Raw genomic sequence first — 12,225 nt, 5'->3', positions numbered from 1 at the left:
CGCGTACCGGCCCCGCCCACGGCGCCGCCGTACCTCCCCGTTCCCAGGAGTACCATGACCACCGCCATACCCGACCCCCGTACCCTCGGCGCGGTCAGCACCGAGGTGTGCCGACTGACCATCGCGGGACCGGCCGGGCGCGCCGACCTGGCCGTGCCGGTCACCACCACCGTCTCGGCTCTCCTGCCCGTCCTGCTGCGCCACGTCCCCGCCGACCCCAACCGGTCGGCCGGGGTGTGGACGCTCCAGCGGCTGGGCGAGCCCCCGTTGGACCTCGACGCCACGCCGCAGAGCGCGGGACTGCTCCACGGCGACCTGCTCTACCTGCGCCCGATCGACCAGCCGATGCCGGAGCTGGAGTTCGACGACATCGCCGACGGCGTCTCCCAGGTCATCGCCTCCCGCTCCAACCGTTGGCGCCCCGATCTGACCCGGCGGCTGTTCCTCTTCCTGGCCTGCGTGGTCCTCGGCGTCCTCGCCGTGGCGATCGGCGGGATCGGGACGGGACGGCTGGAATCCGTGCTGTACGGGGTCACCGCCGTCGCCCTCGTCGCGGGCCTGCTGCTGGACCAGCGCCAACCCGTGGACCGTGAGGCCACGTTGATCACCGGCGTCGGCGCCTGCGTGTTCGCCGGCCTGTCCGGGCTGACCGTGCTGCACGGCACGCAAGCCTTCGCCTCGCCGCAGCCGGTCGACCTGATGGCCGGCGGGGGCTGGGCGGCCGCGCTGGCGGCCATCCTGCTGCCCCTGCCGAGGCTGCGGTCCGCGGTGACCGGCACGGTGCTGCTCGTCGCCGCGCTGACCGTCGTGACCGGCGGCCTGTCCGCCACGTTCGGCTGGAGCGCCACGCTCAGTACCAGCGCGGTCGCCGTCGTCTTCTTCCTGCTGGGCCACCTCGCGCCGCGCACCTCGTTGCGCCTGGCCCGCATCCGGGTGCCCCAACTGCCGCGCAACGCGCAGGAGCTCCAGGAGGACACCGACCCCCATCCGGAGCGGCAGGTCAACCAGCGTGCCATCAGCGCCGACAACATCCTGACCGCCATCAGCATCGCCGGCGCGCTGCAGTGCGTGGCCGCGTTCATCCTGCTGGCCGGGACCGCCGGCTGGATCAACTGGCTGTTCCCGCTGGTCCTGTCCGGTGCGGTGCTGATGCGCACCAAGAGCCTCAGCGCGACCTGGCAGCGGGTGCCGGCCGCGGTGGCCGGCACCGTCGGCCTGCTCAGCGTGGTGTTGACCTGGGGCGGGCACTTCTCCGCGGCCGGGCAGTGCGTCCTGCTGCTCGGCCTGCTGGTTGCCGCCGGACTGCTGCTGGTCGGCGCCTGGCGGCTGCCCACGGCCCGGCTGCTGCCGGTCTGGGGGCACGTCGCCGACATCCTGGAGTTGCTGACCGCGCTGGCCCTGCTGCCGCTGCTGCTGCAACTGCTCCACGCCTACGCGTACTTCCGCGCGTCGGTCAGCTGAGGGGGAAGCAGTGCAAAGCCGCCGCGACCATTTGCAGGCCTACCAGTTCGCCACCGGCCGACTCGCCTCCTCCCTAGTCTCCGGTGACCCCGGATCCGGTGAGGCGCCGATGCGCCGGTCCGGGCTCGGCGCCACCTTCGGCGTCGTCATCACCGTGCTGCTCGTGGTCGCCGCCACCGTCTACGGCCTGCTCAGACCCGTGCAGAACACCGCCTGGGCGCACAACGGCGCCCTGGTCGTCGAGAAGGAGACCGGCACCCGGTACCTGTACCTGAGCAGGCAGCTGCACCCGACCGCCAACTACGCCTCCGCGCTGCTGGCGGTCGGCAGCGGTGTGCACCTCCAGCAGGTCTCACGCGCGTCGCTGGCCGGCGTGCCCCGCGGCGTGCCGGTCGGCATCCCCGGCGCGCCCGACGACGTGGCCCCGCCGACCGCGCTGCTGACCGGCGGGTGGGCGGACTGCGTGCGCCGTGGGACCGCGGTCGACGAGGCGCTGGACTTCGACCCGTCCGGCGTCCACCGGATACCGGGCGACGCCGCGGTGCTCGTGGCCGGCTCGGGAACCACGCGTTACGTGCTGTGGAACGGCACGAAGTACGCCGTCGGCTCCCGCTCCGTCCTCGTCGCGCTGGGCCTGGACACCGAGCAGCCCGTCAAGGCCACCGCCGACTGGCTGGCCGAGCTGCCCAGCGGCCCCTCCATCGCCCCGCCCGTCATCCCCGGCACCGGCTCCAAGGGCACCGCCGTGGCCGGCAACCCGGCGGTGATCGGACAGGTGTTCCGCACCGTCATCCGCGGCACGAGCCACTACTACGTCCTCAAGGCGGACGGCCTCGCCCCGCTGACCGCCACCGAGGCGGCGCTGATCGCCGCCGCACCCGGCGGCCACGGGCCGGTGCAGGTCAGCGCCGCGGACATCGCCGCGGTGCGGACGTCCAGCGACACCACGCTCATGCACCGAATCCCCGACCTGCTCGACGGCAAGGACGCCACCGCCGACGGCGGCGCCGCACTGTGCCTGCTGTACTCCGCCGACGGCCGCACCACCACGGTCGTGCGCGAGACCGGCGGCGCGGCGACCGCCGGCGCCTCGGTCATCGTGCCGCCGGGCGACGCGGTCCTCGCGGCGCCGCCGAAGGACTCGGCCGGCGGCACCACCCCCGACTCCTACCTGATCACCGACCAGGGCGTGAAGCACCAACTCGACGGCCAGGCCGCCGAAGCGCTCGGCTACGGCGGTGTGACGCCGCGGATCCTGCCGGCCGACCTGCTCGCCCGGATACCGTCCGGCGTGCGGCTGACCCGCGCGCAGGCCGTCGCACCTGTTTCGGGAGCGAACTGACCATGGCTCGCACCCCACGTGAACGCCTCGCGGGCCCCGGCGACCCCTGGCCGTCCCGGCTCGCACGCGCCGCCCTGCATCCGCGCGGCCCCGCGCTGGAGTCCCGCAGCGTCGGCAACGCGCTGCTGGTGCACCCGCGCGGGTTCGTCGACAGCCGCGCGCTCACCTTCACCCAGCGGCTGGCCGCCGACCCGCAGAACACGCTGGTCGTCCTCGACCTGCCCTCCCGTCCCGAGGACGTGGTCTGGGAGACCGTGGCGCGGGCGCTGGACCGGCAGGGCCGCAGCTTCCGGCTCGTCCCCGGCCGCGGCACCCGCGAGGACGTCAATCGCGCCGCGCAGTGGCTCGCCGACCGGCTGGAACGCAGTGTGCTGGCCCCCGACGGCGCCGTGCTGCCCGCGGCGGGCGGCGCGCTGTTCGTCCCCGCCCACCACGGCACCGGATGGCTGCGCTACCGGCCCAACAAGCCGTCCATGCCGGACTCGCGCCGCTTCCCCAAGCCGCAGTGGGAGTACTCGGTCCCCGACCGGCCCCTCTCGCTCGGCCCGGGCGGCCTGGCCGAGCCGCTGCCCGGCGGGGTGTGGTTGCGCGGCAGCTGGGAGGAAGCGGACACCGCCGTTCACCGGCAGCGGCTGGTGGACCTGCTGGCCGCCCACCCCGACCTGCTCGGCATCGCGCTCGGCAGCCCGGGCACGTCGGCCCTGCCGATGGAGGAGATCGCCGCCTTCTGGAACTCGCTGCCGCCCAGCGCACGGCCGTTGGTGCGGTTCATCCCCTACGGCCCGGTCGCGGTCCCCGACGGCGCACCGCTCGGCCAGGCCCTCGCCGACCTGCTCGGAGCGCACGTCAGCGTCTACGCCGGCCTCCCGGTCGCCGGCGACGGCGGCACGCCCGAGGTCAGCACCCTCCTGCGCGACGGCACCCGCGGATGGCGCCCCTACACGGACGCGTTCGGCTTCGTGCCGCGTGCGCAGACCGGCGGCCACGCCCTGGCACCGGTCGCGCTGGACGCCCGGGTCCCCGTGGGGGCCATCCCGGCCGTCGCGCCCGGCGTCTTCCAGTACGCGCCCGACGTGCTGCTGGAGGTCGTGCAGAGCGGCCTGTGGGTGCGCCCGCCCGTCGAACCGCACGACAGCCATGTGGTGCGCGGCGCGCCGGCCCACGCGCCCTACCCGGCCATCCTCTACGACGAGACCGACCCGATGGCCGCCGACCGGATGCGGTCCATCTCCTACGAACTCCTGCGCGGCCTCGACCCCTCCTTCAGCCGGCACAGCCGCATCATGCCCTCCAGCGAGGCAGGCCGCCTCCCCGACGGCGCCACCGCGTCCCTGGCGAACGGCGCGCCGCTGGACGCGACCCGGCGCGGACCGGTCGCCGCGCCCGGGACGGCGGACGGCTGGGTCGCGCACGACCCGGCGGCCGGACGGCTGGCTCTGCCGCCCGCCGCCGGGGACAGCGGCACCTGGACCGACCAGCCGATCCCACCGCGACCGGAACCCGGTGCCGGGCCGGAGTACGGCGCCCCACGGCAACAGCCGCCCGCCGTGCCCCTCGACTCCCAGCCACAGTTCCCGGGGCCTGCGCACCAGCCGTCCCTGCCTCCGACGGCCACGCCGGTGGCAGGCCCCGAGCTGCCGGCGGCCCCACCGGCGGCCACGGCCCGTGCGGCGGCCGAGCAGCGTCCCGTGCCGCCCGCCCCTGCACCGGTGCAGCCGCCTGTGCCGCCTGCTCCTGCACCGGTGCAGCCGCCTGTGCCGCCTGCTCCTGCACCGGTGCAGCCGGCCGTGCCGCCCGCCCCTGTGCCGGTGCAGCCGGCCGTCCCGGTGACCCCGCCGGGGGCGGCACAGCCTCCCGTGCCCGCCGCACCGCCGTCCTCCGACGCGGCGCCGCCGGCCCCGGCGGGGCGCGTCGAACCGCCGACCGCGGCACCGCCCGGTGCCCCGCGCATCCGCCTGGAGTCGTCGCCCACCCCCGGACCGGTGTGGCCCGCACCGCGGCCGGCCGGTGGAGCACAGCCAGGGCCGCCGTCCGCCGCCGAACCGGCGGTGCCCCCCGCCCCGGCCCCAGAGACGCCTCCGGGCCCCGAGGTGCCCGCGGCCCCCACCCCGGCGGGTGCCCCCGGGCTCGGCGGCGCCGTGCGGGCCCAGCCCGCGCCGGGGCCCGCCGCCGACGTGACGCTGCCGGCCAAGGGGGTCGAGCGCGAACGCGACTGGCTGCGCCGCAGCCTGGGGGAGGGCTACGACACCGCGGCGGCCTTCGTCTCGCGGGTGCTGTCGGAGTCGCCCGGCCTGCACGGCGGTCCGCGCAGCTCCGCGGGCGACGCGCTCGCCGACCTGGCAGCCGTCCGCCTGTACCTGTCCGGTGCCACCGCGGCGATCGACGCCGCGGTGCGCTCCGCCGCGCCCGGCCCGCACGTCCCGCTGGCCCGGTGCGCCGCCAGCGGCCTGCGTCGGCTGCCCTCCCACCGGGGCGCGACGATGCTGCGCGCGACGCTCAGCGCCGAGGAGCGCGCCTGGTACCGCGAGGGCGCGGTGGTGGCCGAGCACTCGTTCCTCGCCGCGCTGACCACGGTCCGGCGCGGCCTGCGGGGCGACACCGACATCCTCGTCTGGTCCCTCACCGCCCGGCGCACCGCGCTGGTGGCCGCGGAGGTCCCCGACCGCGTGCTGTTCGCGCCCGGCACCCGCTTCAAGGTGCTGCGGGTGCTGGACGGCGACCGCCCGGCCATCCTGCTGCGCGAGCTGTCGGCCGCCGAGGTCGACGAGAACGGCCAGGTGAGCGGCAAGCGCGTGCCACTGGACGAGATCGCCGCCGCCGGACTCGAACAGGTCCACGCCTTCTGGAAGAAGGCTGAGGAGGACCCCGACGGCAAGGGGGGCGAGCCACTTCCCGAGGAGTACGCGGAGTCCTTCCGCAGCGCTCCCGGGCTCCTGCAAACCAGGCCCGACATCTCAGGCGGGCCACGGCAGCCCGCCGCACGGGCAGGCACCTTGCCACAGAAAGGGGCGTAGCCGTGAACCGGCAGGTCCTGCGGGTCTCCACCAGCCAGCCCGGTGCCTACCGCACCGTCACCCAGGCGCTGGCCGCCGCCGGCGACGGCGCACTGATCGCCATCGGCCCCGGCACCTACAGCGAGGCGCTCACCCTCACCCGGACCGTCACCCTGTCCGCCGACGGCGAGCCCGGCAGCGTACGGCTCCAGTCGCCGACGGGCAGCGCGGTCGTCGTCGACGCCGAAGCGGTGCAGCTGACCGGCCTCACCCTGTGCGGCTCCGACGCCAACGCGGCCGTCCTGGACGTCCGGCGCGGCCAGGCGGCGCTGGAACGCTGCACCGTCCAGGGCGACACGGCGTGGGCCGGGATGATCGCCTGGCAGTCCGGCCAACTGGCCGCCCGCGACTGCCAGGTGACCAATCCCGGCGGCGCCGGCATCGTCGTGACCGCCTCGACCGACAACACCGTGGAGCGCGTCACCGTCAGCGACCTGGGGTCCTCCGCCGTCGTCGTCGCCGAGAGCGGGCGCCTGACGGTGCGCGGCTGCACGCTGGAACGGGTGCGCGGCAACGGCGTATGCGTCAACGGCCAAGGCAGCGTCACCGTCGAGTCGACCACGGTCAACGGCAGCGAGAAGCCCGCCGTCGTCGTGGAGCAGCAGGCCAGGGCGGAACTGCTGCGCGTCACCGTCACCGGCTCCGCCAGCCTGGACGCATACCTGACGAGCACCGGACTGACCACGCTCACCGACTGCACCCTCAGCGGCTCGCGCGGCCAGTCCGTGCACGTGAGCGGGGGAGCGGCCCCCGTCCTGCGGGACTGCACCCTGGCCTCCGCGGCCAGCAGCGGTTTTCAGGTGACCGGAGGCTCCAGCCCCCGCCTGGAGCAGTGCGAGATCCACGGCACGCCGCTCGCGGTCCTCGTCGAGGACGCCAGCCAGGCCACCTTCAAACGGCTGCGGGTCAAGGGCGCGTCGCGGAACGCGGCGCAGATCAGCGGCGGGGCCACCGCAACCTTCGAGGAGTTGGAGGTCGGCGACGGCTCGGCGGGCCTGCGGGTCGCCGGCTCCTCCCGGGTCGAACTGCGGCAGTGCGAGATCGACGCAGGCCGCGCCACCGGTGTGGAACTCACCGAGGGTGCCACCGCCCGCTTCGAGGGTGTGCGGCTGCGCAGCACCGGGGACTGGGGCGTCACCGTCTCCGGCGGCGCCCGTGCCGAGATCGAGTCCTCCACCGTGGCCGACGCCGGCCTGCTCATCGGCACCGACGGCGAGGTGGCGCTGCGCGACACCGAACTGGTCGGCGCCGGGGGCGACGGGGTGCGGGTGCTCGGCGGCGGCAGTCTTACCGCGAACGGCTGCCGGGTGCACGAGGCCGCGGGACACGGTGTCAACGTGCAGGCGTCGGGACGCGCTGACATCAGCGACTGCACCGTCGTCGACAACGCGGGGGACGGCGTCCGCTCCAACTCCGAGGAGCCGGTCACCGTCCAGCGCAGCGACGTCGTCAACAACGGGGGAACCGCGGTCAACCGACTGCGTGACGGCGAGGGTGAGCAGCTCGCGGCGCCGGCCGCCGCCAAGCCGCGCCCCGCCGCCCGCGGCCGCACGTCAGCCTCCCCGTCCGGCGGGGAGCAGCGGCCCTCGGGAGGCAACGGTCCGCTGGCCGAACTCGACGCGCTCGTCGGCCTGGAGAGCGTCAAGCGCGAGGTCACCGGGCTGATCAACCTCAACAAGATGGCCCAGCGGCGTGAGGAGCTGGGTCTGCCCATGCCGCCGATGAGCCGCCACCTGGTCTTCGCCGGGCCGCCCGGCACCGGCAAGACCACCGTGGCCCGGCTCTACGGCGCCGTCCTGGCCGAACTCGGCATCCTCAGCCAGGGCCACATCGTCGAGGTGTCCAGATCCGGGCTAGTCGCCCAGATCATCGGCGGCACCGCCATCAAGACCACCGAGGTGTTCAACAAGGCCATCGGCGGCGTGCTGTTCATCGACGAGGCGTACACCCTGACCAACCAGTCGAAGGGCAGCGGCCCCGACTTCGGGCAGGAGGCCGTCGAGACGCTGATGAAGCTCATGGAGGACCACCGCGACGAGATCGTGGTCATCGTCGCCGGATACTCCGAGCAGATGGGCCAGTTCCTGGAGTCCAACCCGGGCATGGCCTCTCGGTTCTCCCGCACGGTGGAGTTCCCCAACTACGAGGTCTCCGAACTAGTCACCATCGTGCAGGGCCTGTGCAGCAAGCACTACTACGAGCTGGACGACTCGGCCCTCGAGGCCCTCACCCGCTACTTCGACACCATCCCGAAGGGACCGACGTTCGGCAACGGCCGCGTCGCGCGGTCCGTCTTCGAGACCATGATCAGCAACCAGGCCTCCCGCTTCGCCGCCGACCCGCCGCAGGACACGGCCGCGCTCAACCGCCTGGAGGCCGGCGACATCGGCCCCATCCCCGAGGGGGAGAGGACCGACAAGGGCAGCAGGGCCGGCAAGCAGGCCGAGCGCGCCGGGGACGAGCACGCGGCGGACGAGCGCGGGCGGCGGACGGCCGCCCCCCTGCGCGGCACACCGCAGCCGCCGAACGAGCCGCCCCCCGCGATGCGCCGCCTGGCGGGGCTGTGCGGCCTGGGCGAGGTGCGGACCGCGCTGCTGAAACGCGTCAACGAACTGGTCGCGTCCACCCGGGACGGCGGGGCGCCGGTGCCGGGGGTCAACGTCGTGCTGGCCGGCGAACAGGGCAGCGGCCGGCGCGCCGTGGCCGCGCTGTACGCCAAATGCCTGGCCGAGACCGGGGTCCTGCCCAACGGCGCGGTGTACCGTGCCGCGCTCTCGCAGATCCCCGCCCGCTGGGCCCAGGAGGCCCCGGCATACATGGCGATGCTGTTCAGGGAGGCCGAGGGCGGCCTACTGGAGCTCGAACTCGACGCGGCGTTCTCCGCGCGGCCCGACCACGAGCGTGGCGCGGTGTGGCAGGCGCTGGCCGCCGGCGCCCCGCGCGTCCCCAACACCAGCCTCGTCCTGCGTGGCGCACATCAGGACCTCAGCGGAGTGTTGCGGGAGCGCAACGACGTGGCCCGATGCTTCGCGGAGTACCTGCGCTTCCCCGGCTACACCGCCGAGGAGCTGGCCGACCTGGTGTGCCGTCGGCTCATCGGGCGCGGCTACCGTGTCCAGGAAGAGTCCCGCGCGATCCTCGCCGAACGGCTGTCGGTCCAGCCACCCGCCAACGGGGCCTGGGGAGTCCACCGGTTCGCGGACCGCATGGCGGAGCGGGTGACATCGCCGGACCTGCGCCTACGGCCCCCCCGGACCGGACCCGGAGCTACTGCGTCCACCCCGGCACCGGACACGCAGGCACAAGCCCTTGTATCGGAAGGCAACGAACAGCGCGCGCCCTATCTCACGAGTGCGGCAGCGCGCAACCATTGAGTGGCAATTGACAGCGAGTGAGATCGCTGCATCACCGAGAGGAATCCGTCATGGCCACCGGGCAGACGAACGTTGATGTCTCTGGAATGCTCGCGGCGCAGCCGCACTTCGAGCAGGCGCTCGCCGAGACCTCCACCGTGTACAGCAACATGGACGACCAGTACCTGACGCTTCAGGGCAGCTGGACCGGCGACTCCTCCGCCGCCTTCCTCGGCGCGCTCAGCTCGTGGCTGGAGAACTGCAGCGCGGTCCAGAAGGCGCTGCAGGGGATCACCGACAAGCTGGCGGCCAACACCCACAGCTACCAGTCCGTCCACTCCCAGGCCAGCGACGAGGCCTCTGCCCTGCGGCAGGCCATGGCCGCGGGCCTTCCCGGTTTCTGACCGGACCGGAGTGCGGGTCGCCGGCAGACCGGTGACCACATCGTCAACGTTCACGCGATCGCGACCGTAAGGAAGACACTATGACCACGTATTCCGTCGTGCACGGGCAGATGGAGTTCGTCGCCGGTGAGATGGACGGCATCACCAAGCAGATCCAGCAGACGCTGAGCAACCTCGACGACGCCGCCAAGCAGAACCTCGCCGAGTGGACGAGCGACGCGCGCGACGCCTACAACGCGGCCAAGGCGGTCTGGGACGCCGCCGCCCAGCGGATGCAGCAGCAGGCGGCCGCCGCCACCCAGTCGCTCGGCAGCATCGACAGCTACTACCAGAGCGGCGAGAAGTACGGTGTCGGCCTCTGGGAGCAGTGACCGTCGTGTCAGGGGAACGAGCGCAGACGCTCGGAATGGGATCTGGCACTGATGCGGTGAAGAAGCCCGAGCCGCAGCCGTACAACGGCGGTACCTACACCGACGGCAGCACCGGTCACATCGACAAGTCCTCACTGCCGCCGGTACCCGCCGTTCCCGTGTCCCAGAAGCAGGGCAACGGCAAGACCTCGGTCGACACCTCGTCGCTCAAGAAGTTCGCCGACAACCTGGATACGCTGGCGGACATGCTGGGGGACGCCAGGACCCGCATCCAGGGGATCAAGGACCTTGCCGCCGGATCCTTCAAGGAGGCCGAAGACCTCAAGAGGGCGGTCACGGGCGACCGGCCGGCCGGCGGCACCGGTGACAGCACGAGCGACTCCGGTGGCAGCGGCGGGGGACTGCGAGGGAACTACTACCAGGCGCTGCACGACCTGCGGGTCGTGCTGAAGCAGACGGCCGAGAATATTCGGAACCTGGCCACCAAGTACTCGACCATCGAGGACATCAACGCAAAAGCAGGCAGTGACCTGACCAACCTGATCAACCAGGCGGAGGGCGAGCTGCAGACTCTCCAGCGGGACCAGCTCTGACCGCGGGACGCCGCGACGGAGCCGCGTGTGTCCGCCCCGACACGCGTGGCGGGCAACCTAGGTGTGCTGTCGGCCCGGTGACGTGTCACCGGGCCGACAGCTCTGCCGCGTTGTCCGCGGTTGACAGCATGGGGTACGGAGACGTCGGATCTCCCGGCCACCGGGCCGGGGGTCCGGACTTGACGGTGTAGGCGGTGCGGCGTCCGTGAGCTGGGCGGTGCGCCTTATCAGTGTAGGGCGAACGGGAGCGCGGACGGCATGGCTGACTCCAACAATTATCTTGACGACAACTCCGACGGTTTCATCACCGATTCGGAAGGCACGTGGGCGACCGGTCAAGGCGACACCACGGGCGACTACAGCCAGTGGGACTGGCGGCGGATCATGACCGCCATCCGCGGTGGCGCCGCCTACACCGACACCGCCGCCCACACCCAGCGCGCGCAGCAGTACTCCAACCCGCAATCCCTCCAGGACGCCGCGAACACCCTGTACTACACGGAGCAGGTGCTGCAGGAGGTCGCGCAGTCGATCATCGACCAGACGAACGCGCTGACCGGTGAGAACGGCCCGTGGCAGGGACCGGCCGCTCAGGCGCTCAACAGCGCGATGGCCGGCGTGGCCAAGCAGACCCTGGCGATGGCCGACGTGCTGTCGGGCGGTGTCACCGGCGACGAGAATGTCCCCCAGCAACTGGCGAACAACGCGCAGCACCTGCGCGAGGCCATAGCCAAGGTCAACGACATCGACATGTGGTACGCCCGTCAGGCCGCCGAGGTCGATCCGGACCTCGTGATGGACAACGGCCAGGTCCGCGTCTCGGGGAGCCAGCAGATCGTCAAGATGATGAGTGACGACATGCGACAGGTGCTCATCGCCCTGGCGAGTCATTACGAACTCAACAAGGACTCCATCGCGCAGCCGCACTCACCCAACAACCCGAACAACGCTCCCGGCTCCAGCGATCCGGCCGACCAGGGTCAGGGTCAGGGTCAGGGCCAGGGCCAGGGCCAGGGCCAGGGCCAAGGCCAGGGCCAGAGCCAAGGCCAGGGCCAGAGCCAAGGCCCGGGCCCGGGGGGGTACCCCTACGGATACGGCCAGGGGCAGTCCACCTACGCGCCGAACGGTTACAACGTTGGGGTTGGTTCCGGCGGTCAGGGTGGGTACACGTACGCGAAGCCGAACCTTGGGGTTGGTTCCGGCGGTCAGGGTGGGTACACGTACGCGCCGAACGGTTACAACGTTGGGGGCGGTTCCGGCGGTCAGGGTGGGTACACGTACGCGCCGAACGGCTACAACATTGAGAACGGTTACGGCGGCGAGCAGGGAGTGGACACCGCACCCGGCTACGTGCCTGCTGACTACCGGCCCGCAGGCAACCAGTCCTACGGATACGGCCCCTACCGCGACGCCATACCGAACGGCAGTCTGCCCGTGGAGCTGACCCCTCAGTCGCAGAACATGCCGGCGCAGTCGCAGGTGACGCCTCAGCATCCGGTGCATTTCTCGGAGGGTGTGCCGTCGTCGCAGCCTGAGTCGCAGAATGTGCCGGGGCAGTCGCAGGTGACGCCTCAGCATCCGGTGCATATGGCGCAGGGTGTGCCGTCGTCGCAGCCTGAGTCGCAGAATGTGCCGGGGCAGTCGCAGG

The 12,225-nt window shown here is 72.9% G+C and carries 8 protein-coding genes; all 8 read left to right on the top strand.

Translation table 11 applies throughout. The features are described 5' to 3' along the window. Positions 1-54 precede the first annotated feature (54 nt). Complete coding sequence (gene eccD, locus AB0L95_RS36910) at positions 55-1,461, top strand: type VII secretion integral membrane protein EccD (RefSeq protein WP_365169997.1); 1,407 nt, start codon at positions 55-57, stop codon at positions 1,459-1,461. A gap of 10 nt (positions 1,462-1,471) precedes the next feature. Beyond that, on the top strand, positions 1,472-2,803 hold the full coding sequence (eccB, locus tag AB0L95_RS36905; RefSeq protein ID WP_365169994.1) for a type VII secretion protein EccB: 1,332 nt from the start codon (positions 1,472-1,474) through the stop codon (positions 2,801-2,803). A gap of 2 nt (positions 2,804-2,805) precedes the next feature. After that, positions 2,806-5,817: a hypothetical protein gene (locus AB0L95_RS36900; protein WP_365169991.1), complete on the top strand. Its 3,012-nt coding sequence runs from the start codon at positions 2,806-2,808 to the stop codon at positions 5,815-5,817. 2 nt (positions 5,818-5,819) lie between these two features. After that, the gene (locus AB0L95_RS36895; protein ID WP_365169988.1) at positions 5,820-9,230 is read left to right on the top strand and encodes a right-handed parallel beta-helix repeat-containing protein; all 3,411 of its coding nucleotides are present in this window, start codon (positions 5,820-5,822) and stop codon (positions 9,228-9,230) included. 50 nt (positions 9,231-9,280) lie between these two features. Next, positions 9,281-9,613: a WXG100 family type VII secretion target gene (locus AB0L95_RS36890; protein WP_365169985.1), complete on the top strand. Its 333-nt coding sequence runs from the start codon at positions 9,281-9,283 to the stop codon at positions 9,611-9,613. 80 nt (positions 9,614-9,693) lie between these two features. Beyond that, positions 9,694-9,984, top strand: coding sequence for a WXG100 family type VII secretion target (locus tag AB0L95_RS36885; protein WP_365169982.1), 291 nt, complete (start codon positions 9,694-9,696; stop codon positions 9,982-9,984). Between the two features lie 35 nt (positions 9,985-10,019). Next, a complete protein-coding gene (locus tag AB0L95_RS36880; protein WP_365169980.1) occupies positions 10,020-10,577 on the top strand; it encodes a hypothetical protein in 558 nt (185 codons plus the stop codon). A 258-nt stretch (positions 10,578-10,835) separates the two neighbouring features. Further along, positions 10,836-12,225: hypothetical protein (locus AB0L95_RS36875; protein WP_365169977.1), on the top strand; the 1,390-nt coding region annotated here is incomplete at its 3' end.

This window comes from Streptomyces sp. NPDC052036, from assembly GCF_040680495.1.
GTDB lineage: Bacteria > Actinomycetota > Actinomycetes > Streptomycetales > Streptomycetaceae > Streptomyces.
The sequence above is the reverse complement of the archived record's forward strand: the minus strand, read 5'-3'. Positions and strand labels throughout refer to the sequence as shown.